This is a genomic window from Photorhabdus machadonis, assembly GCF_052657765.1.
The window spans coordinates 5,274,374-5,296,608 of sequence record NZ_CP199761.1 but is presented as its reverse complement, the minus strand read 5'-3'; the positions used below and the strand labels follow the sequence as shown (position 1 = coordinate 5,296,608).

Below are 22,235 nucleotides of genomic sequence, written 5' to 3'. Positions count from 1 at the left end.
GGTTATTCATAGACGTAAAATGCTGTTTCGCTATACTAGCACCTTCCGGCAGGCTGGATATGAAACTGAAATGGCTAAAGAAAAACTAAATATTTTACATACAGAATCTTCTTGTGGTTGGGGAGGTCAGGAAATCCGTATTCTGACGGAATCCCAGGGAATGATAAAACGCGGGCACAAGGTGGTTATTGTTTGTTGTCCAAATTCTAACATCTACCGTGAAGCAAAATCTTATGATGTGCCGGTTGTAGCCTTGCCCATTGAGAAAAAACGTCGGTCCAGCTTTCTTGCTATGCGTAATTGGTTGAAAAAAGAAGGCCGGCAATTTGACGTTATTAATACACACAGCTCGACAGATTCATGGTTGGTTGCTTTGGCTTGTGTAACGTTGAGGTATATGCCGCCGATGGTCAGAACACGGCATGTCTCAACCCAGGTTTCTAATTCAATGACAACCCGTTGGTTGTATCTGAAAGCGTGCCGGCATATTGCGACTACCGGTGAAAAACTACGCCAGCATTTGCATGCCAATAATCGTTATCCATTACAACATATGACATCAGTACCCACCGGTATCAACTTAGATCGTTTCCGACCGGAAGATAAGAAAGTTTGTCGTCAGCGGATTGGTATTAAGGATAAACCGACATTAGGTGTTGTTGCGACGATGAGAACTTGGAAAGGGCATCGTTATCTGTTAGAAAGTTGGAAAGTTCTGCACCAGAAATATCCTGACTGGCAGCTTTTGTTTGTTGGTGATGGCCCACAACGTAAATCGCTGGAACCGTTGGTGAAGCGAGAAGGTTTGTCGAATAGTGTCATTTTTTTAGGTAACCGTCAGGATGTTCCTGATTGTTTGAATGCGATGGATTTATTTGCATTACCTTCTTTTGGTAATGAAGGCGTGCCACAAGGGATTATGCAGGCAATGGCGTGTGGGATACCTGTGGTGTCAACCTCGGTTGGTGCAATTACCGAAGCGGTAGTTGATGGTGAAACGGGTTATATTGTGGAACCCAGAAACGCAGCGCTATTGACAGAAAGTTTAGAGTTGTTGATTCATAATAATGAACTGCGCTTGCAATTCAGTCATTCTTCATTAGAGCGGGCAATTGCTTTGTTTGGAATGGATAATATGCTGGATAAAATGGAAAAGATCTTTTTTCACAGCATTAAAGGTATAAATCATTAGCATTATTTAAGATTTTTCTCAGTGTTATTCTTTGGTTTATGGTTCTGGACTAAAATTAACTTGTTGATATTAAATGACTATGAAGTTGACTGTAGTTTAATTACCCTGTACTCGAGTGATAGCATACAAAAAAGCTTTGTTGTATATTTTGTTGAATTTTATAGCAGATTAATTAGATAATCGTCTTATGCAAATCAAAAATATTCTGGTCATTGTCATAGCGCGTTTCGGTGATACCTTACTGGTGACACCAGTTCTTCGTGCTTTAAAACAGAAGTGGCCTGGTGCGAATATTGATGTTATGGCGCATAAAAGAACCAAACAGATCCTTGAAAATATAGGTGATATCAATAGATTGATTGCTTTTTCAAAAAGCAAGGCAAAATGGTGTGGTTGGTTTACCCGTAAGCATTATGATTTGGCTTTAGTATATAGCGATGATAAACCGTTATTACAGTATGCAAAACGCAAATCACACTCAACAGTTTCATTTTCAGATGAATCTTCGTTGCAATCGGGTTGGATAGTAGTGAAAAAGTCAGAAGTCTTGGTGCCAGCTCAGCAAGAACGGGCGATGCTTGCTAATGCGGTAGATGTTGAGGTGAGTGACTGGCGGTTGAATTATTGTGTTAGTGAAGGAGAACTACGTTTTGCCGATGATTTTATGCGGCAGCATCATTTGGATAATAAGCTTCTGATTGGTTTTCAGTTACAAAGTTTCCCGGCAAAAGCTTATCGTGATTGGCCGGTTGAACATTTTTATAAATTAGCTCAATACATTTATCGCTGTTATCCATATTCGCATATTATGTTATTAGGCAGCACTGATGGTGAAATTGTTGCTCAATCATTGGCAGAAAGACTCGGTGTTGAAAAATGTACTTCGCTGGTAGGGAGACTGACAATGCGACAGAATGCTGCAATGATGAGCAAACTTGATTTGTACGTTGGTGTTGATACTGGGCCGACACATTTAGCCGGCGCATTAGGTATCCCGATGGTTGCGATGTATCACAGTTTTCATCCGGGCCGTTTTTTAGCGCCTCAACAGCATGCACATTTGGTGGTTATTGAGCATCCCGTTCATTATATGCAAGCCACACGTGAAGATCCGATGTCTGCTATATCTGTTGAGCAAGTCTGGCAGGCAACTCAGAAATTATTGGCAACCAAGTCGGCAGGGTAATAAACAGATGAAAATAGGTTTAGTTGATGTCACTGTGACTATGTCTTACGGTGGTATTCAGACGGCAGTCTGGGAACTTGCGAAAGCGTTGACTGATGCCGGTCATGAGATCCATATTTTGGGTGGAACGGGTGATGTCCGGCCAGAACTAAATGGAAGAGCAATACGGATTCATACTTTTCCATTCACTCCCAGAGAGAAAGTGATTAATATCGGTCGGCGTTTTCAGCGTATTATTGAACGTTACTCGTTTGCCCGCCATGCCCGTAATACGGTTATTAATGAAGATTTTGACTGGATTATTCTGACTAAGCCATTTGATTTTTTCTGGCCACGAATGATGCCAAAAGGGAGTCGTACTAAGTTTTGTTATATGAGCGGCGGTACCAGTTTCTTCAAGGGTGACAGAATGCTGAGTAAACGAATTTCAGCCTGGGTGGCATGCAGTCATTTTAATGCCTGGCAGATTCAGCACCATTTTAAACAATTCCCAAAGATTATTTACAATGGAGTTGATATTAATAAATTCAGGCCGGCTGACTCTGCTGTCAGAACGCGTCTTGGAATCAGTGATAAAACATTTTTGCTGACCTTTGCCGGGCGTTTGGTTGGTTGGAAAGGTATGCATGTGGCGATTGATGCAATGGTTCAACTACAGGATAAAGATGTTAAGTTACTGATTATCGGAGTGGGTGAAGATCTAAAACGTCTGGAAAAACGGGTTGCGGCACTGCGACTGGAAAAACAGGTAATTTTTCACCCACCTGTAGAACATGATCAACTGCCTGAATATTATGCCGCTGGTGATGCTGGGATCTTCCCAAGTATTGGTGATGAAGCGTTTGGAATAACGATCGCGGAAGCTATGGCGTGTGGCAGACCTGTTATTGCCAGTTATATCGGAGGCATACCGGAAGTTGTCGGTAACGAGAATAAGTCAGGTATTTTGGTCACACCAGGGGATGTTTCAGCCATTGTCGATGCAGTTAATTTTTTATTGTCTCAGCCAGACAAAGGGCAAAGAATGGGAAAAGAAGCTCGCCAGCGGATTGAAACAATGTATACCTGGGAACATTCAGCAAATCGTTTACTGAAAGCAATAAACAATGAAGATTGCCTATATTGATCCCTACCCGGTTCCTGATTATCGGGTTGCGTCACTACAAATTCTGCAAAATGTTGATGCGTTTGCTCGTCAGGGGGCTGATGTTTATCTGGTTGTGCCTGAGGGTAAAAATACTGTAGAGGAGATACTTGGGCGCTCATTACCATCATCAGCTAAGCTGATATCGTTACGCAATATCCGGCGTAAATGGTATTTTCCGTTGAATACCCAAAAGATGTTCTATTTTCAGGTTTCCAGCTGGTTGAGAAAGAATGAGGTAGATGTCGTGTTTACCCGTAATCTGAAAATTGCGAAGTATCTGTTATGTAATCACCCAGAAATTCCGCTGTTTTTCGAAAGTCATGAGATTTTTGCCCAGTCATTTAAGGAGTCACATGATTTGGGCAAAAATAAAAATCAGCGTAAATATCAGAAGTTGAGAGAAACTGAACACTTTGTTTATAGTCAATCCAGGATTGTTTTTGTTCTGACTTCGCTACTGCGTGATGACATTATCGGTGAATATCATGTCGACACCTCTATTGTTATTGCGCCAGATGGTGTAGATATGTTGGCAGCAGAGTCGATGACATCAAATAAGCTTGCATCAACTAAGAGTGAATTCCCAACCCAGATTCTTTATCTGGGAAGTCTGCATCATTGGAAGGGTGTTCCGACGGCGATTAAGGCGATGAGTCATCTTGAAAATGCAGAGCTGAATATTGCGGGTGGTGAGCCAGAACAAATTCAACAGCTACAGCAGATTGCTCAACAGATTGGTGTTTGTGACCGAGTCAATTTTCTTGGGTTTATTCAGCCTAAATTGCGTTTCCAGATAATTGCAGATAATGATATTTGTCTGTTGCCATTAACTAAAACCAGCATTGGCAGCCGCTATACCTCACCCCTGAAGCTATTTGAGTATATGGCGATGGATAAACCTGTGGTTATTTCCGATTTTCCTTCTATTCGTGATGTGGTTGATGAAAACGCGGTCAGTTTTGCTGACAGTGAGAATGCGGAAAGTTTTGCTCAGCAAATCCAGTTATTAAGAGACAATCCAGAAAAAGTTAAGGCGCAAGTCGGTTATGCAAAAATGTTGGTAACAGAGCATCTTAACTGGGATAAGCGGGCCAGGCTTATTATGCAGACGATATCAAAGGATATTTCTGCATAATAATCGGTGTAGAGATGTCATATACAGCCACTGATGATATGGCTGGGATATTTTGCTAGTCACTTCTCTTTTTATACAGCGCAATCATCAAACCAAATAAAATACCTATTTCATTGATGTAGGTATTTTCGAAGGCTCCACGGACGATAAATAGTCCGATAAACCCAGTCAGCAGAATAATTCCAGCCTGCTTCACTATTTCGTTGTTACGGCCAATAATATGACTACCTGTGTATAGTGCTGAGAAGGTCATCAGGAAAGTTGCGATCAGGCCGATAATTCCACCAGCAAACCAGAGTGCCAGAAAGATATTATGAGGGCCGATGGATGTGCGAAATACCCAGTCTGGATAGTCATTAACTCGTTCGTTGTAGACCCTATGGTAGACTTTATTGCCATAGCCATAGCCTTTGATAGGGTTTTCCATGATTAAAGTCAGAGCAGAGCTTTGTACGCCATTGGTATATCGATGTGTACTGTCTGTTTGTGTGAGCTTATAAACTAATAGTTTGGTAGCTCCATTATCTATAGTGGTTAAGTGTGTTGTGACTGCTAATAAACCCAAACATATTGCTGCTGCAAGTGTCAGTTTCCATTCCCGGTTAATAATGATGATCAAGGCCGTTATAACAACAGCGGCTACCCAGGCACCACGGGTTAGGGTACCTAACAACAGAAACAGGCTAATAGCTGAAGTGATAGCCAATATCAGCCAGCTAACTAAAGTATGCTTTTTCCACAATGCCCAGGTGCAAAGTAAAATTGGGAAATAAAAAATAAAACCGTAAGAAAATTCCCGGTGGCTATAGCCGGTGAAAGGCATTTCACCCTGATTATAGTTAATAATGTATTTACCGATATCAGTCAAGCATATTGCCAGCATCCCAATGGCGAATGAGAACAGAATCATCCTGGCAATGCTTTCTTTATTCTCTTTGTACAATACAACCGGAAAAGTAAAACTGAACAACAGCAATCCATTCAGAATAGGTTTATTCATCTCTTGAAAACTCAATGCGGGATCGACTGAGATCGCGACTGAATAGAACATTGCTAAGATGAATAACAGAATAGATAGAAATAGCGAATTACGCATAGAGTGCATTACCTGACGAAAATCTGTTACCAGATAGGTCAGCGCGGTAATGCCAATCAGGATAATGACCAGGTTCTTATATCTTGTTATATCAGGCAGATAAACAAGGGCGATATAAATCCCAATAAGGGATAAATTCCATAATGATTTTTTATCACAACTTTTAAGATTAAACATATTCATCAATCTGTTTTCATTTCTGTTGAACTTGGTTGGAAATGATACATGAAAAGATTATCTTAATCTGCTGAGATGCAATAGAGTTGAAACAAACAGACATAATACAGGAGTTATTATCATGCCAGAACTACCAGAGGTAGAAACCAGCCGGAGAGGGATAGAACCACATCTGGTAGGGAACGTGATTCAACATGCGGTAGTCCGGAATGGAAGGTTACGCTGGCCGGTAGCGGAAGAAATTATGAAGCTGAGTGATAAGCTTGTGCTCAGTGTTCAGCGCCGGGCCAAATATTTGCTGATTGAATTGGCAGATGGTTGGATTATTATCCATTTGGGCATGTCGGGCAGTTTGCGGATCTTGTTGGAGGAACGTCCAGCGGAGAAACATGATCATGTGGATTTAGTCATGGCAGACGGCAAGGTTTTGCGTTATACCGACCCAAGACGGTTTGGAGCGTGGTTATGGAGTGATGATCTCAACCAGTGCTCAGTATTAACTCATTTGGGGCCTGAACCACTTTCTAATGATTTTAATGGTGCTTATTTCTACACCCGATCAAGTAGTAAAAAAACATTGATTAAGCCTTGGTTAATGAATAATAAACTGGTTGTTGGTGTCGGTAATATCTATGCGAATGAAGCGTTGTTTACTGCCCATATTCGGCCTGATCGCCCGGCACATACGTTGACTGAACGTGAGGCAGATTTACTGACAGAAACGATTAAAAAGGTCCTGCAACGATCGATTGAGCAGGGCGGGACAACACTCAGGGATTTCCTGCAATCTGATGGTAAACCGGGATATTTTGCTCAGGAACTGTTTGTTTATGGCAGGGCAGGAGAGCCATGCCGGATTTGTGGTGAAAAAATAGCAAGTATTAAACTTGGGCAGCGCAGTACTTTCTTTTGTCGTCGCTGTCAGTTTTAGTTGATACCGGAGACTTGGGGAGGCATAGCATAGGGAGAAATCCTACTGTGTGCGCTCCCAGTGAACTCAGTAAATTACTTGCCGAGTTTTTCTAGCATGGCTTGTGCAACAGGTTCTGGTAGGAATGATGAGATATCGCCATCGTGGCGGGCGACATCTTTAATCAAGGATGAAGAGACAAACGAGAGATTTTGTGATGGCAGTAAAAAGACACTTTCTAATTCAGGCATAAAGTGGCGGTTCATATTGGCGAGCTGCCATTCATACTCAAAATCAGATACTGAACGAAGACCACGGATGAGAACATTTACCTGCTGTTTTTTGGCGAAATTAGCCATCAATTCACAAAAACCGACCACTTCTACATTATCCAGATGTGAGGTCACCTCTTTCGCTAAACTAATGCGCTCATCCAGAGTAAACATTGGGTTCTTTCTGGCACTATTGGCAATAGCAAACAAAACGTGGTTAAACATGCCTGAGGCGCGCGTGATGATATCAATATGGCCGTAGGTAACAGGATCAAATGTTCCGGGATAAATAGCTTTGGTTGTCATCAATTTTTACCCTTTTGTTGTCTCTTTTCCCACAATGCGACGTACTTATTAAACGTATATTGAGCGTTGACAATAGCCAGTACCAACCCCTGTTTACCATCAAGAAAGCCAGCACGCAACAGCCAAGTTTTAAAGAAAGCGCCAAAAGTATGACTGAAAATCGAAAAATAACTGCACTGTTTACCTTGTTCGTGACGCTGTTTTGCCCATGCTTTAGCGTAATTCAGTTGTTTTATCTGAAACTCCATCAAATTACGGCAAGTAAGATGGCGTAAATCCCCTTTCAAAATAACAACCGGAACGCCATGAGTTTCAAGGGATTCATGAACCTGATTATCATTGTATTGGTAACGATTGCGGGCGTAGAGGCGAATAACCCGATCCGGGTACCAGCCGCTATGTTGCATAAAGCGACCAAGAAACAGATTTCGGCGGGCGCAACTATAGACCTTGTTGTCATCAGTATGTGCCAGGACTTGCTCTATGGATACTCTCAGTTCTGGCGTTACACGCTCATCGGTATCAATCATAAAAATATAATCGCCAGAAGCATATTGTTGAGCCAGTTGACGCTGACGGCCAAACCCTGGCCAGTGAATATTAGAAAAGACTTTTGCCCCCATTGCCTGTGCTATCTGGCAGGTATCGTCTGAACTGTCAGAATCAAGCACAATGATCTCATCAGCCCAACTGACCGAGGCTAGGCAATCTGCTATCAGATCCGCCGAGTCCTTGGCAATCATTACAACGGAAAGGCGTTTTTTCTCATTCATTTAGTGGCTCCGCGGCGGGAGGTAGGGCGCCAATAATTTAAGCAGACGTTGAAGAGCTCCCTGATTTTCATGTAATACTTCTGCTGCGTGGCGGCCGTAGTACAGGCGATAATCTTCGTCAGTTAGTAAGCTATTGATTTCAGTGAACAAAGACTGGCTATCCGTAACGGTAATCAGACCATTAGCCTGATCCAGTTTGGTGCAGATATCTTTAAAGTTAAAGGTATGTGGTCCCATCAACACTGGAATGGCATGGGCTGCGGCTTCCAGTGGGTTATGCCCACCACGTTCAACCAGGCTGCCACCAACAAAAGCCAGATCAGCAATACCATAGAGCAGCATCAGCTCACCCATAGTATCACCGATAACAACCTGAATATTGGCGTCAGGAATTTTATCGGAGCTGCGAAGAATATAACTTAGCCCGGCTTTCTTTGTTAATTCTTCAGCTTTAGCAAAACGTTCAGGATGGCGTGGTACCAGGATCAGTAGCAGATTTGGACATTGTTTTAGCAATTTGCAATGAGCATCCAGAATAATGCTCTCTTCTCCATCATGAGTACTAGTCGCTATCCAGACAGGACGGCGAGCAGCCCATTGGCGCCGTAATGTCACAGCCTTAGCCGCCAATTCAGGTGTTACTGAGATATCGAATTTCAGACTACCGGTGACAGCCAGTTGAGAGCGTCTCAAACCCAGTTCAATAAAACGTTCGCTATCTTCCTGATTCTGAGCCGCAATCAGGGTAATTTTTCGTAAAATTATTTTTACGAAATTACCGACTTTCTGGTATCCCGCGGCTGAATGTGCAGATAAACGGGCATTAGCAATAACCAGAGGAATGTTACGTTGGTGGAGTTGAAAAATCAGATTAGGCCAAAGTTCTGTTTCCATAATGATGACTAACTTTGGATTAACTTGATTGAGAAAGCGTTCCATGGAACCGGGAAGATCGTATGGCAAATAGACGTGATTGACATCATTTCCTAAAGCGGAGAGTACTCTTTCTGAGCCCGTTGGTGTCATCGTCGTCACTGTAATCGGTAAAAAAGGGTAATGATGGCGTAACGCTCTCACTAAAGGGATTGCCGCCAGCGTCTCACCCACGGAGACTGAATGAAGCAGAATGCCGCCAGCGGCAACTTTACCGGCACAGAAACCATAACGTTCACCCCAACGTTTACGGTAAGCAGGAGCCTTGCGGCTGCGAAGTAATAAACGCAACCAAATCAGAGGTTGGATAAGGTAGAGAAGTACCTGATATAAACGCAGTAACATTCTATCAAATTCATTTATATAAATTAGCGCCAATAGTATCACACTGCTTCAAAGAAAGTGTGAAAATGCGTATGGCTTCTAGGATCTGAACAGAATAAGAACGGTAAATTAGGTTTTTTGGGTAAAATTGTGCTTCTATTATATATAAAAGTAGCAGGAGTTTCTTGCAGCTTCCGAACATATAGAGACAGCTTCTTCCTTATTATCTGTATCTTTATACTGGGAATGCCATGAGTAAATTACCAACTCAATTTAGCCGTATTCTGATAATAAAGTTACGACATCATGGTGATGTGCTATTAGTGACACCTGTTATTAATACTCTGAAGGATAATTATCCCTCAGTAGAAATTGATGTTTTACTCTACAAAGAAACAGAACCGATACTGGCTAATTTTTATTCTGTGGCGAATATATTTTCTATGGATAGACAATGGAAGAAGCAAGGAGTCAGAGCACATTTCAGTCATGAATGGAGATTACTTAAACAATTAAGGAGTCGTAAATATGACATAGTTATTAATCTCTCTGATCAATGGTATAGTGCGTTTGTGACACGTTTTACTGGAGCAAAAGTACGTATTGGGTTTGATTTAGCCAAACGACGAAGCCTGTTTTGGGAAAAATGTTTCACAAATCTAGTGCCGACAGAGCATAGTGAATTTTTGCATATTGTTGAGCAAAATTTGTCAGCTCTTTCGCTGTTAAATCTTCCATCGACCAGTACTAAAGTGACAATGAGTTACCGCCAGGAGGATAGAGAAGCTGCTTGGGCACTTCTTGAACAGCACGGGGTAAATCAAAAATATATTGTTGTGCAGCCAACATCCCGCTGGTTTTTCAAATGTTGGGATGAGAAAAAGATGAGTGAAACGATTAGTGCATTACAGGCTGATGGTTGGACAATTGTTGTTACCTCTGGGCCAGATCGTAAGGAAGAAGATATGGTCGAGACTATTTTATCAAGTTGCCCAAAAGGAAGCGTTATTTCTTTTGCTGGCCTATTAACCTTGCCTCAACTTGCAGCGCTGATTGATGACGCTAATTTATTCATAGGGGTAGACTCTATTTCTATGCATATGGCCGCAGCATTGAAAACACCTTGTATTGCTTTATTTGGGCCATCAAAATTAGTATTCTGGCACCCATGGGAAGCGAAGGGTGAAGTAATTTGGGCTGGTGATTATGGTGATTTACCTGATCCTGATGATGTTGATACTAAAACGGGCATACGTTATCTGAATGTCATTCCCAGTGATGTAGTTATTGCTGCTGCCCGGAGAAATTTATTATGAAATCAGTACGTCTTGCGATTGTTCGGCAGAAATATCGCCCGGATGGTGGTGCAGAACGTTTTGTCTCCCGCGCCTTAGAGGCTTTAGGTAATGAAAATCTGGAGCTTAATGTTATTACTCGTTCCTGGCAGGGAGACATTAACCCTGACTGGTATGTTCATTTAGCAAATCCTCATAAATGGGGAAGAATCAGCCGAGAGAGAGGATTTGCTAAAGCGGCCAGAGCAGTATGGGAAAAAGAGCAATTTGATCTTGTTCAAAGTCACGAACGCATTGCTGGTTGCGATATTTACCGTGCGGGTGATGGTGTTCATCAGCGGTGGTTGCAGCAGCGTACCCGGGTTTTATCCTCCTGGAGAAGTAAATTACTTTTTGCGAGTCATTACCATCGTTATGTTATGGATGCGGAGCAAAAAATGTATTCGGCACCAGAACTAAAAATGGTTATTTGTAACTCGGAAATGGTAAAATGGGAGGTCATGGCGGATTTTGGGCTTTCGGAGAAAAAAATATCAGTTATTTATAATGCGATAGACCATAAGCAATTTTTTCCGGCAATAGAATCTCAGAGGATGCTGTTAAGAAAAGAATATGATCTTCCCCGACAAGCGAAATGTTTCGTTTATGTTGGTTCCGGGTTTGAGCGAAAGGGGCTAAAAGTAGCGATTCAAGCGATTAGTGCTACTGATGCATATTTAATTGTTGTGGGTCAGGATAAAGAAGAGAAAAAATATAAGCAATTAGCCAATTCTCTGGGGTGCAATGAGCGGATCAGGTTTATGGGCATTCAGAAAAAGACACTGCCTTTTTATCAGATTGCAGATGGCTTGTTGTTACCTACCTTATATGATCCATTCCCCAATGTGATATTGGAGGCAATGGCTTGTGGGCTTCCGGTTATAACCAGTACGACATGCGGTGGTGCTGAATTTGTTACCTCTGGAAGTAACGGGTTTATATGTGATGCTTTGGATATCCGGGATATTACAGAAGCGATTCAAAATACACCTTCTGATCATTTGAATAATAAAATGTCAGAATTAGCGAGAACTAAGGTGCTGCCTTATACACCGGAACATTTATCACAACAGCTGATTGGACTATACGAAAGGGTGCTCTCATCATGAAAGGACACATATTATTTATCATTGATGGATTACCTGGTGGAGGTGCAGAAAATGTCACTATCCGGCTTTGTGATGGCCTGCGACAGAAAGGGTATGATATTACGCTGCTTTCTCTGGCGGAAAAATGTGAGTATTTAGTGCCTGATGGCATTGAACTGATTATTGATGCTGATGAGTACAATGGGCCTTTCAGAAGACAGACTGAGATTTGCCGTAGGGCTAAATCTATGGATAAAATTTTAGAAAAAATATTTCTTCGGAAGGGAATCCCCTCATTGATTGTATCAAATTTGCATAAAACCGATCGCATTGTCGTGAAATCAAAGGTGCTGGCGGGATTAAATGTGTGGTTTTGTCTTCATGGTGTGTTCTCGAGTTCGTACCTTGGCAATAAAAGCGGATTACCCCGTTGGATAAAGAAGCAAAAAATCAAATGGACATATAATAATCGGAATCTAATTTGTGTCTCTGATGCTGTCGGGGAAGATTTAGCCATTAATCTGTCACTCAAGCCTAAGAAAATGGTGACAATTTATAATCCCTTCAACATTCCTGATATTAAAGAAAAATCTTGGCAAAATAATCCTTATTCGGATGAAACGTATTTATTACATGTTGGCCGATTTCACCAGGTTAAGCGGCATGATCGTTTATTGGAGGCTTTTGCGAAAGCAGCTCTGCCATGTAATTTATTAATTGTTGGTCATGGAGATGAGTCTATTACTCAACAGATAAAACAAAAGGTTGTGGATTTAAACTTACAATCTAAAGTCATCTTAACCGGATTCCTCGAAAATCCATTACCTGTTATTCGTGGCGCTAAAGCGGTTGTCTTGAGTTCTGATAGTGAAGGGCTGGGTAATGTACTGATTGAATCATTGATTTGCGATACTCCAATTGTCAGTGTTGCATGTCCAGGTGGTGTGAATGAAATTATGGTTGGTGAGTTGGAAAAATATAAATCAGAACTGACCGTTGACTCACTTGCAGAGAAAATGAAACTTGTTTTCCTGGAGCCTCCTGTGATCACAGAGGATATGTATAAGAAGTTTGATTTAGATATTGTTTTGGTAAAATATTTATCTTTATAACACCGGATCAGCTAACTCATTGTTTAATATTAGTAAATAAAGTTGCACATCGCTACTCTTTTCGCGATAAGTTAATTGCGCTGTATCGCTGACCTGCGTACCATAATGACATTATTTTGGGTCTGTTTTGGGCACACCTCTAATGACTTTACCCGCATTTATTATCACGATTGATACTGAAGGTGATGACTTGTGGCAAAACCACAGTCAGATTTCGACAGAAAATACGCGTTATTTACCAAGATTTCAGAGTCTATGTGAGCATTTTGGTTTTAAACCAGTTTGGTTGACGAACTATGAGATGGCTATGGATGATTTATATATTGACTTTGCTAAAGATGTTATTGCCAGAGGTCAAGGTGAAATAGGTATGCATTTACATGCCTGGAATAATCCCCCTCTTGTTCCTCTTACCGACGATGATATGCGCTATAAACCTTATCTGATTGAATTTCCAAAAGAACAAGTCAGAGCCAAAGTTGGTCTAATGACTCAGTTATTAGAAGATAAACTACAAACTAAAATGTTAAGCCATCGGGCGGGTCGTTGGGCATTTAATGAATATTATGCTGAATTGTTAGTGGAATATGGTTATCAAGTCGATTGTTCGGTAACGCCGCGGGTTAATTGGCGTTTTACAAAAGGTGATCCTAATGGTAACGGTGGAACTGATTATAGTCACTTTCCATCTTATGCCTATTTTATGGATTTGCAGGATATCGCCAAAGAAGGCCGTTCTTCTTTGCTGGAAGTGCCAATGAGCATCCAGTATAAGCACTCTCCGTTGATGAACTCCCTGAAACAGAAATACGATAATTTGCGCGGAAAGCAGCGCTCTCCTTCGGTTAACTGGTTACGGCCAAAAGGCGGCAATCTGGCGCAAATGAAGAAAGTTATTCAGCAAACATTGGCAGAAGGCGGTGATTATGTTGAATTTATGCTGCATTCATCCGAATTTATGCCTGGTGGTAGCCCGACATTTAAAAATGAAGAACAAATTGAGCATCTTTATCAGGATTTGGAGGAATTATTTAACTATTTGAAATCTCGGGTTCAAGGGATGACATTGGCTGAATATTACCAGTTAAAGAAGTCGTAATAATTGAGAAAATAAAACTGACAGGATTAATTGATGTTACTGAGTTTTGGTTGGAAATTAGGTTCTTTTGATGATTATCGAGAGGCTTATAATTTATACGGGGGAAGTGTGATCACTTCTCCAAAAGTCTTGGATTTTTTCCATAAGCGTTTTCAGCTAAATGAGAAATTCTATATAAAAAGAGATAGTTCAGGGAATATCATTGGTGGTATCTGTAGCTGGAGAGATCGTTACCTCGCGGGTGAGCAGAAAATTGTCATTAAAGAAAGAATTAACAAATATCCACTTAATTTTGATGAGATAATATTGCCGATTAGATCGGATGTTAGATCTATTATTCCATTTAAATCAAAGTTTATGTCGTCAAAAAATAAAGTTAATATTATTAACTGTTCGGATAAATTAAATTCTAAAAGACAGATCTGTCTGGTTAAGGATATCTCTAGAAAAACAAGAGAAACAAGAAATAGAGAGCTGAATCGTTTTATAAAAAGTGGGGGTAGTGTTGTTAATGTTGATCATTATGATTCGAAAGAATTAACAGATATTTATGATTATCTCTATTTTAAACGCAGGAATGAACATGCATATAAAAATGAAATGCAGGAAATTCTGGAAGAAATACCCTCTATAAATTTTGGCAATATTTTATGGTTAGAAGGAAATCCTTGCGCAATGCAATTTATTGTTAAAAAACAATGTGAAAAATGGATTTGTTATGACTACGTTAATAGTGGAATGGATTTGAGTTATCCAAATCTATCGCTAGGAACGGTTTCTACATGGGTTAATGTTAAGGATGCTATTGAATATAGTCGTGAAAATAATTTGGAGATGAGATTTAGTTTTGGAAGGCCAACATTTGAATATAAAAATAGGTGGTGTAATAGAGACAACTTACAAAGAGTGATTTTTCCTTAATCGTTATGATAATAATGGAGCATTAGCACAGAGTATGAAAACTTTTATTATTAACCTTAAACATTCTACAGAGAGAAGGAAAAGAATAGAAGAACAATGTATTAAACTAAACTTAGATTATGAATTTATTGAAGCTGTTGATGGCCGCCTGTTATCACAGGAGGAGTTACAAAAGCAAACAAGAGAATTAAGTGATGCTATAACGCCTGGTGAGATTGGGTGTGCTTTAAGTCATATAAAAATCTACAGGAAGATAGTTGAAAATAATATTTCGATAGCATTAATATTAGAGGATGATGTTATCTTAAATGAACGTTTGTCTGAATTCTTAAGTGAAATTCAGCAAGAAAAGATAATAGCCCCTTCTACTATTCTTTTGAGTAAAGCCAGTCAATATTTTGAACGCTCCAAATATAAGCTTCCTTGTGGTGTGGATATTAAATCGGTATTGGACGCTTCATTAACCTGTGGTTATGTTTTGAATAATCAGGCAGCTAAAAACCTCATTGCTTTCCTTTATCCTGTCTGGTTGGTTGCAGATCGTTGGGCGTTTTTCAGGGAGAATGGAGTTATAAAATTATGTTGTACAGTACCCGTTTTGGTTACAGAAAGTGAGGATGCTATTAACACAACCATATCGGGGAGAGATAGTGAACATAATATTAAGGCAGGAAAAATTTGGAAAGAAATAAGGAAAAGAAGGCCCTTTTCGGTAAAGATTAAAAATATATTATGGAAAATCTTTGTTAGAAAAATATATAAAATTAAAAAAGATTGAATACGGGTTAAAGGGAGCCTTTAGCCAGTATTTTGAAATTAATCTCATATTTTTTGCCGGAGATAGGCGAATACTTTCGATGGCGTAATACTTTTGATATTCCCATCTTCTGCTTTCAAGGACATCTGTTCCTTGCCGTATCCTCCAATCAGGCCCGGATCGGTTGGGCCAAACAGCGTAATATTAGGGCGATCCAGTGCGGCGGTGAGGTGGCTCAGGCCAGTATCAACAGAGATAACGGCTTGTGCCCCCGCCAATTCCTGAGCGACTTGTGCCAAAGTCAGTTTTGGCAGAACTTCCACATGAGGGAGATCTTCCGCCAGTCTCAGTGCACGTTGGTGCTCATGTTCTGCCCCCCAAGGCAGTTTAATTCGCACACCCGTCGGCTGAATTTCAGCAATAAGCTGGCGCCAATGGCTTTCCGGCCAGTGTTTTTCATCACGGGTAGTGGCATGGAGAAAGACCAGATAATCCCCTTGATTTTCTGATTGCTGCTTTAAAAAGTGACGGGCAATACCATAATCGCCCCGCTCTGCGGGTTTAGCATAACCAAGGCTGACAGCAAACAGCTCGCGGATACGTTCTACGGCATGTTGTTGCTTGCTGACTGCATGGCGGTAATCATAAAAAAAACTTGCTAATGGCTCACGGATACTTTTACGGTCGAAACCATGTTTAGGGCCATGAGCTAGTCGAGTAACCAGAAATGCACTCTTTAATAACCCCTGAGCATCAATAATGGCATCATAATGATGTAATTTTAGTTTTTCTTTAAATAAACGACGTTCTGCGCGGATCTCTTTACCAAACCAGTTCTTACGCCAGCGGCGAATAGCCACAGGAATAACTTGATCAACGGCACTGTGCCAGCCGGGAATTTGTGCGAATCCTTCTTCTACCACCCAGTCAAAACGGACACCAGGCAGGTTTTTTTCTGCATCAGTCAGTGCGGGGAGAGAGTGGAGTACATCCCCCATGGAAGACGTCTTAACCAGTAAAACCCGCATTAATCCTGGTTCTCCGTTTGTAATAATTTATCCAGAGAAGCCATAACCTGCTCTGGTTGAATATCAATCAGACTCTGATGATAGCCGTGTGCACTGTCACCTTTTCTGACCTTATGATAGCCAGTAATAAGGCGGATAACTTCTGCTTTATCAGACAATGGTGGCGTAAAATCTGGGCTACTTGGGCCGTAGAGTGCAACGAGAGGGCGATTGAGTGCTGCGGCAACATGCATCAAACCGGAATCGTTGGTCACAATAGCATCACAGGCTGCAATAATATTGACCGCCTGCTCAAGAGATGTTTGTCCGGCAAGATTGATACAGTATTCACGGGTTTCTTCAGTTAGTGACTTGCGGATATCTTCTCCACCTTCATGATCTTTGGCGGAACCAAACAGCAGAATTTGATATCCCTTTTTAGTAATAAGCTGTTGAGCCAACGCGGCATAATGATAGTGCGGCCAACGTTTTGCCGGGCCAAACTCTGCTCCGGGACAGAAACCGATAATCGGCCGGTGATCAGAAATATTGAATGCTGCGGTAGATTCAGCAACATCTTCATCACTGACAGCCAACTGAGGCCACAGTAATGGTTGAGGAAGCTCCGCTGCGCTACTGAGTTTTGCATCGTAAGCCAATGCGACATAGCGTTGAACCATTAATGGGAACGCTTTTTTATTCAATATACGAATATCATTGAGCAATCCATATCTCATTTCACCGCGCCAGCCGGCACGCAGAGGAATATTGGCGAAGAAAGGCACTAACGCTGATTTAAACGAGTTGGGTAGCACATAAGTGCGATCATATTTATGTTCACGTAGTGCGACGCCAAGACGACGGCGCTCTCCCAATGCCAGTGCTCCGTGGCCTAATGGCATTGCCAGTGCCTGATTGACTTCCGGCATTTTTGCCAGCAATGGACGGCACCAGACTGGAGCCATCACATCAATTTCTGCATTAGGGTGCAGGGCCTTTAATGTCCGGTAAAGGCTCTGCGACATCATCATGTCACCCACCCACGAAGGGCCGATCACCAATATTTTCATAACGAGTAGATTATTTATCCTGATTAAGCCAATGCATATATTCCGTGACGCCTTCGGCGACTGTTTTGAATGGTCTATCATAACCCGCCGCGCGGAGTTTAGTCAGATCTGCCTGAGTGAAGCGCTGATAACGGCCTTTCAAATGTTCAGGAAAATTAATATATTCAACGGCTGGTGATTTATCTTTATGACATTCAACGACTGCATCTGCAACTGCCTGGAAAGATTCAGAGCGACCTGTTCCACAATTATAAATACCGGAAACGCCGTTTTTCCAGCACCACAGATTAACCGCTGCGGCATCACCAACATAGATAAAATCACGTTGAAAGCCTTCACTGCCAGCAAATAGTTTGGGGTTTTGCCCCTGATTGATTTGATTGTTCAGATGGAATGCTACACTGGCCATACTGCCTTTGTGCCCTTCGCGTGGTCCGTACACATTGAAATAACGGAAACCACAAATCTGTGAATCAGCGTGAGGCAAGAGCTCCCGGACATACTGGTCGAACAGGAATTTAGAATAGCCGTAAATATTGAGAGGTTTTTCATATTGACGCTCCTCGATAAAATTATCACTGCGGCCACCATAGGTTGCTGCGGAAGAGGCGTACAAGAAGGGAATTCCACGTTCAAGGCAATAGTGCAACAATTCTTTTGAATATTGATAGTTATTATCCATCATATACTTACCATCCCACTCGGTTGTGGATGAGCAAGCGCCTTCATGGAAAACAGCGTCAATATCACCTAAATCATCACCGGCCAGGATGCTAACAATAAACTCTTCCTTGTCCATGTAATCAGCAATATCCAGGTCAGCCAGATTGGCGAACTTAGTACCATCTTTCAGATTATCTACGACCAGAATATCTTTATATCCTTCGTCATTTAGTGCTTTGACAATATTGCTGCCAATAAATCCAGCACCGCCAGTGACAATGATCATCAGACTTACCTCTATCAATCGGGTTAATGAAGCAAATTGCTTCTATAATAACATCTAACATCTATGACGACAGCAGCTTAAACAGGGGAATATATTGAAATATTATGGTCATTCAGGTTGCATGACGTGACGGATACAGCAAAGTTAATATTAACTGCCTGATAGAGTCGTCAGTTGCCTGATCAATGAGTAAAATATGTAACGACCCTTCACTTAAATCAGGAGAAAATAAATGTCAGCATCATTTTATCAGCAAATTAATGAACAATTAGAGCAAGCCCATTCTGAAGGGCTATTTAAAAATGAGCGCATCATCACTTCTGCCCAACATGCTGACATTGCTGTAGCCGATGGCAGCCACGTTATTAACTTCTGCGCAAATAACTACTTAGGTTTGGCTAATCACGCTGATCTTATTGCTGCCGCTAAAGCGGGAATGGATAGCCACGGTTTTGGTATGGCATCTGTTCGCTTTATTTGTGGGACTCAGGATACTCATAAAGCGCTGGAGCAAAAACTGGCCCAATTTTTGGGTATGGAAGATGCCATTCTTTATTCTTCTTGTTTTGATGCCAATGGTGGTTTATTTGAAACGCTGTTTGGGCCGGAAGATGCCATTATCTCGGATGCTCTGAACCACGCTTCTATTATTGATGGTGTCCGCTTATGTAAAGCGAAGCGTTATCGCTATGCCAATAATGATATGCAGGAACTGAGAGCACAATTGGAGCAAGCAAAAGCAGATAACGCGCGTCATATTGTGATTGCAACAGATGGTGTGTTCTCGATGGATGGTGTCATTGCTGACCTGAAATCTATCTGTGATCTGGCGGATGAATTTGGCGCAATGGTGATGGTGGATGACTCCCATGCCGTAGGTTTTGTTGGTGCACATGGTCGTGGTACTCACGAATATTGTGACGTCATGGATCGTATTGACATCATTACCGGCACATTAGGTAAAGCGTTGGGTGGTGCTTCCGGTGGCTATACTGCGGCACGTAAAGAAGTTGTTGAGTGGTTGCGCCAGCGTTCACGTCCATACCTGTTCTCCAACTCACTGGCACCGGCGATTGTTGCGGCATCCATTAAAGTGCTGGATATGCTGAAAGAGGGTGATGCGTTACGCGATCGCCTGTGGAAGAACGCCAATCTGTTCCGTGAAAAAATGACGGCGGCAGGTTTCACTTTGGCAGGTGCTGATCACGCGATTATCCCGGTCATGTTAGGCGATGCAAAGCTGGCACAGGAATTTGCCGCAGAATTACTGAAAGAAGGCATTTACGTCACCGGTTTCTTCTATCCGGTAGTACCTAAAAATCAGGCTCGTATCCGTACGCAAATGTCAGCGGCACATACGGAAGAACAAATTGAACGTGCGGTTGAGGCGTTCACGCGAATTGGTAAGCAATTAAAAGTAATTGCATAAGGCATCTCTATGAAAGCATTGTCAAAGTTAAAAGCAGAAGAAGGCATCTGGATGACTGATGTGCCTGAGCCGGAATTGGGGCACAATGATGTGATGATCAAAATCCGTAAAACGGCGATTTGTGGTACGGATGTGCACATCTATAATTGGGATGACTGGTCGCAAAAAACCATTCCTGTACCCATGGTTGTTGGTCATGAATATGTGGGTGAAGTTGTTGCGATTGGTCAGGAAGTGAAAGGTTTTAAAATGGGTGATCGGGTGTCTGGTGAAGGGCATATCACTTGTGGTCACTGCCGTAACTGTCGCGGTGGTCGTACTCACTTGTGCCGTAATACCATTGGCGTAGGAGTAAACCGCCCGGGTTGTTTTGCTCAATATCTGGTTATCCCGGCGTTTAATGCGTTTAAAATCCCAGATAACATCTCTGATGAGCTGGCTTCTATTTTTGACCCATTTGGCAATGCTGTTCATACCGCGCTTTCCTTTGATCTGGTTGGTGAAGATGTGCTGGTTTCCGGTGCAGGCCCAATTGGTATTATGGCTGCGGCAGTGTGTAAACATGTTGGTGCGCGTCATGTTGTTATTACTGACGTTAACGAATATCGCCTTGAACTGGCCCGTAAAATAGGGGTTACCCGTGCGGTGAATGTCAGCAAGGAAAATCTGACAGATGTCATGGCAGAGTTAGGCATGACTGAAGGTTTTGATGTTGGTTTGGAAATGTCCGGCGCACCGGCGGCGTTTCGTACCTTATTGAATACCATGAATCACGGTGGCCGTGTCGCACTGTTGGGTATTCCACCATCAGATATGGCAATCGACTGGAGTCAGGTGATTTTCAAAGGATTGTTTATTAAAGGCATTTATGGCCGTGAGATGTTTGAAACCTGGTACAAAATGGCGACATTGATCCAATCTGGCTTGGATCTAACCCCGATTATCACTCATCGGTTCTCTATTGATGACTTCCAGAAAGGCTTTGACACCATGTGTTCAGGGCAGTCTGGTAAAGTTATTCTGAGCTGGGATTAATCAATAAATTACTACTAAAATTAACAGGCGCTTGCAGTTTTTTGGGCGCCTGTTTTATTAGTCATTTTTTTGGATGACTTTTTATTCTGTTCTACCCTGAAATTTATCGCCAGCCAGTTTCCGGATATGTTGGTTCATTGTATTCACAACAGGGTTATCAATCAGAGTATTACTAATGACCGCCAGATAGTCTTGGGTGGTAACCGTCGTTGGCGCCTCTTTTATTTCACACTGCCCGCCCCATTTACGGTGATTGTCGCCAACAGATGTGCTACTTAACAGCCTACTTGGGCTGATCAATTCAATATCAGCGGGAAGCGTTGGCAGCATCTGTTGTAATGCGCGAATAGTTGTCGGATGAGGATGACCGATAGCAATAGCTGAACCATTCTTACGGGCAATGGAAATTGCCCGGTTTAACTGATAGCGGGTTTCCGCTTCTGACTGCACATCATCCAGAAAAATATTGCGGCGGATAACGCGAACAGGAGTGCCTTGTGCTGCCTTTGTTGCTTGAGTATTGCCAATCGTCACACTATCGAGAAAATAAAGCTCATAGCGGGACAGCGAGCGCATAACCTTCCGCATTCCCGACAAGCTTGACGTCATCGCGCTGCCCATATGGTTATTTATTCCTACCGCATAAGGGACCTTCTGTATTGCGCGCTGAATAATGCGATCAATCTCTTCACTGCTCATTGTGGGCTGGAGAGTATCCGGTTCTAACCGTTGCTTACTTAACGGTGCCATTGGAAGGTGGATTAAAATCTCCCGTCCTTGTTTATGGGCTTTTTCAGCCATTTCCCTGCCGTGGGGAGAATCCGGCAGAATTGCGATAGAAACCGCAACAGGCATCTGCAATATTTTGTTTTCATTATGAGGACGGTAGCCAAAGTCATCAATAACAATTGCCAGACGGGCAGCACTGGCTTGTAGGCTCAAGAGTAACAGGACGATAGTGCCAATGAGTTTTGTAAACTTGT

General features: G+C 42.0%; 21 protein-coding genes. 13 read left to right on the top strand and 8 right to left on the bottom strand.

The window, feature by feature from the left end:
• Nucleotides 1–70: 70 nt before the first annotated feature.
• The 4 genes from ACUN2T_RS25550 (at nt 71) to ACUN2T_RS25535 (ending at nt 4,660) form a co-directional block, all read left to right on the top strand.
• Entirely contained in the window at nt 71–1,192 is a 1,122-nt protein-coding gene (locus ACUN2T_RS25550; RefSeq protein ID WP_445495640.1) for a glycosyltransferase family 4 protein, read from the top strand.
• A 187-nt stretch (nt 1,193–1,379) separates the two neighbouring features.
• Nucleotides 1,380–2,378: a glycosyltransferase family 9 protein gene (locus tag ACUN2T_RS25545; protein WP_445495639.1), complete on the top strand. Its 999-nt coding sequence runs from the start codon at nt 1,380–1,382 to the stop codon at nt 2,376–2,378.
• Between the two features lie 7 nt (nt 2,379–2,385).
• Complete coding sequence (locus tag ACUN2T_RS25540; protein ID WP_445495638.1) at nt 2,386–3,504, top strand: glycosyltransferase family 4 protein; 1,119 nt, start codon at nt 2,386–2,388, stop codon at nt 3,502–3,504.
• Nucleotides 3,485–4,660 carry a glycosyltransferase gene (locus ACUN2T_RS25535; protein ID WP_445495637.1) on the top strand — a complete coding sequence of 392 codons (1,176 nt, stop codon included), beginning with the start codon at nt 3,485–3,487 and terminating at the stop codon, nt 4,658–4,660. The genes ACUN2T_RS25540 and ACUN2T_RS25535 overlap by 20 nt, the downstream gene beginning before the upstream one ends.
• Nucleotides 4,661–4,715: 55 nt before the next feature.
• Here ACUN2T_RS25535 and rfaL read toward each other — a convergent pair whose 3' ends face one another.
• The gene (gene rfaL / locus ACUN2T_RS25530; protein ID WP_445495636.1) at nt 4,716–5,939 is read right to left on the bottom strand and encodes an O-antigen ligase RfaL; all 1,224 of its coding nucleotides are present in this window, start codon (nt 5,937–5,939) and stop codon (nt 4,716–4,718) included.
• 115 nt (nt 5,940–6,054) lie between these two features.
• On the opposite strand from rfaL, the gene mutM reads away from it, so the two are divergent.
• Nucleotides 6,055–6,864 carry a bifunctional DNA-formamidopyrimidine glycosylase/DNA-(apurinic or apyrimidinic site) lyase gene (gene mutM, locus ACUN2T_RS25525; RefSeq protein WP_445495635.1) on the top strand — a complete coding sequence of 270 codons (810 nt, stop codon included), beginning with the start codon at nt 6,055–6,057 and terminating at the stop codon, nt 6,862–6,864.
• Nucleotides 6,865–6,938: 74 nt separating this feature from the next.
• Here the strand turns inward: mutM and coaD are convergent, their stop codons facing one another.
• Genes coaD through waaA form a run of 3 tightly spaced genes read right to left on the bottom strand, consistent with a single transcriptional unit; the run spans nt 6,939 to nt 9,472 of the window.
• Nucleotides 6,939–7,421 carry a pantetheine-phosphate adenylyltransferase gene (gene coaD / locus ACUN2T_RS25520; RefSeq protein ID WP_445495634.1) on the bottom strand — a complete coding sequence of 161 codons (483 nt, stop codon included), beginning with the start codon at nt 7,419–7,421 and terminating at the stop codon, nt 6,939–6,941.
• Nucleotides 7,421–8,194 carry a glycosyltransferase family 2 protein gene (locus ACUN2T_RS25515; RefSeq protein WP_445495633.1) on the bottom strand — a complete coding sequence of 258 codons (774 nt, stop codon included), beginning with the start codon at nt 8,192–8,194 and terminating at the stop codon, nt 7,421–7,423. Before ACUN2T_RS25515 ends, coaD begins: the two co-directional genes overlap by 1 nt.
• Nucleotides 8,195–9,472, bottom strand: a complete 1,278-nt coding sequence (waaA, locus tag ACUN2T_RS25510) for a lipid IV(A) 3-deoxy-D-manno-octulosonic acid transferase (RefSeq protein WP_445495632.1) — start codon at nt 9,470–9,472, stop codon at nt 8,195–8,197.
• A 230-nt stretch (nt 9,473–9,702) separates the two neighbouring features.
• On the opposite strand from waaA, the gene rfaQ reads away from it, so the two are divergent.
• The 6 genes from rfaQ (at nt 9,703) to ACUN2T_RS25480 (ending at nt 15,783) form a co-directional block, all read left to right on the top strand.
• Nucleotides 9,703–10,767, top strand: coding sequence for a putative lipopolysaccharide heptosyltransferase III (gene rfaQ / locus ACUN2T_RS25505; protein WP_445495631.1), 1,065 nt, complete (start codon nt 9,703–9,705; stop codon nt 10,765–10,767).
• Nucleotides 10,764–11,894 (top strand): glycosyltransferase family 4 protein, encoded by a 1,131-nt coding sequence (locus ACUN2T_RS25500; protein WP_445495630.1) that lies wholly within the window; start codon nt 10,764–10,766, stop codon nt 11,892–11,894. Before rfaQ ends, ACUN2T_RS25500 begins: the two co-directional genes overlap by 4 nt.
• The gene (locus ACUN2T_RS25495; protein ID WP_445495629.1) at nt 11,891–12,985 is read left to right on the top strand and encodes a glycosyltransferase; all 1,095 of its coding nucleotides are present in this window, start codon (nt 11,891–11,893) and stop codon (nt 12,983–12,985) included. Before ACUN2T_RS25500 ends, ACUN2T_RS25495 begins: the two co-directional genes overlap by 4 nt.
• A gap of 142 nt (nt 12,986–13,127) precedes the next feature.
• A complete protein-coding gene (locus ACUN2T_RS25490) occupies nt 13,128–14,084 on the top strand; it encodes a polysaccharide deacetylase family protein (RefSeq protein ID WP_445495628.1) in 957 nt (318 codons plus the stop codon).
• 33 nt (nt 14,085–14,117) lie between these two features.
• The gene (locus ACUN2T_RS25485; RefSeq protein ID WP_445495627.1) at nt 14,118–15,005 is read left to right on the top strand and encodes a hypothetical protein; all 888 of its coding nucleotides are present in this window, start codon (nt 14,118–14,120) and stop codon (nt 15,003–15,005) included.
• Nucleotides 15,006–15,039: 34 nt separating this feature from the next.
• Entirely contained in the window at nt 15,040–15,783 is a 744-nt protein-coding gene (locus ACUN2T_RS25480; protein ID WP_445495626.1) for a glycosyltransferase family 25 protein, read from the top strand.
• A 44-nt stretch (nt 15,784–15,827) separates the two neighbouring features.
• Here the strand turns inward: ACUN2T_RS25480 and rfaC are convergent, their stop codons facing one another.
• The 3 genes from rfaC to rfaD are packed head-to-tail and all read right to left on the bottom strand — an operon-like array spanning nt 15,828 to nt 18,788.
• Nucleotides 15,828–16,790 (bottom strand): lipopolysaccharide heptosyltransferase RfaC, encoded by a 963-nt coding sequence (gene rfaC, locus ACUN2T_RS25475; RefSeq protein WP_445495625.1) that lies wholly within the window; start codon nt 16,788–16,790, stop codon nt 15,828–15,830.
• On the bottom strand, nt 16,790–17,839 hold the full coding sequence (gene rfaF, locus ACUN2T_RS25470) for an ADP-heptose--LPS heptosyltransferase RfaF (RefSeq protein ID WP_445495623.1): 1,050 nt from the start codon (nt 17,837–17,839) through the stop codon (nt 16,790–16,792). The genes rfaC and rfaF overlap by 1 nt, the downstream gene beginning before the upstream one ends.
• A 10-nt stretch (nt 17,840–17,849) precedes the next feature.
• Nucleotides 17,850–18,788 (bottom strand): ADP-glyceromanno-heptose 6-epimerase, encoded by a 939-nt coding sequence (rfaD, locus tag ACUN2T_RS25465; protein ID WP_445495622.1) that lies wholly within the window; start codon nt 18,786–18,788, stop codon nt 17,850–17,852.
• A 232-nt stretch (nt 18,789–19,020) separates the two neighbouring features.
• Between rfaD and kbl the strand changes: the two genes are divergently transcribed.
• Both kbl and tdh read left to right on the top strand, forming a co-directional pair.
• Nucleotides 19,021–20,217: a glycine C-acetyltransferase gene (kbl, locus tag ACUN2T_RS25460; RefSeq protein ID WP_445495621.1), complete on the top strand. Its 1,197-nt coding sequence runs from the start codon at nt 19,021–19,023 to the stop codon at nt 20,215–20,217.
• 9 nt (nt 20,218–20,226) lie between these two features.
• Nucleotides 20,227–21,252 (top strand): L-threonine 3-dehydrogenase, encoded by a 1,026-nt coding sequence (tdh, locus tag ACUN2T_RS25455; RefSeq protein WP_445495620.1) that lies wholly within the window; start codon nt 20,227–20,229, stop codon nt 21,250–21,252.
• Between the two features lie 81 nt (nt 21,253–21,333).
• On the opposite strand, the gene ACUN2T_RS25450 is transcribed toward tdh, so the two are convergent.
• Nucleotides 21,334–22,218 (bottom strand): divergent polysaccharide deacetylase family protein, encoded by an 885-nt coding sequence (locus ACUN2T_RS25450; RefSeq protein WP_445497981.1) that lies wholly within the window; start codon nt 22,216–22,218, stop codon nt 21,334–21,336.
• Nucleotides 22,219–22,235: the final 17 nt, after the last annotated feature.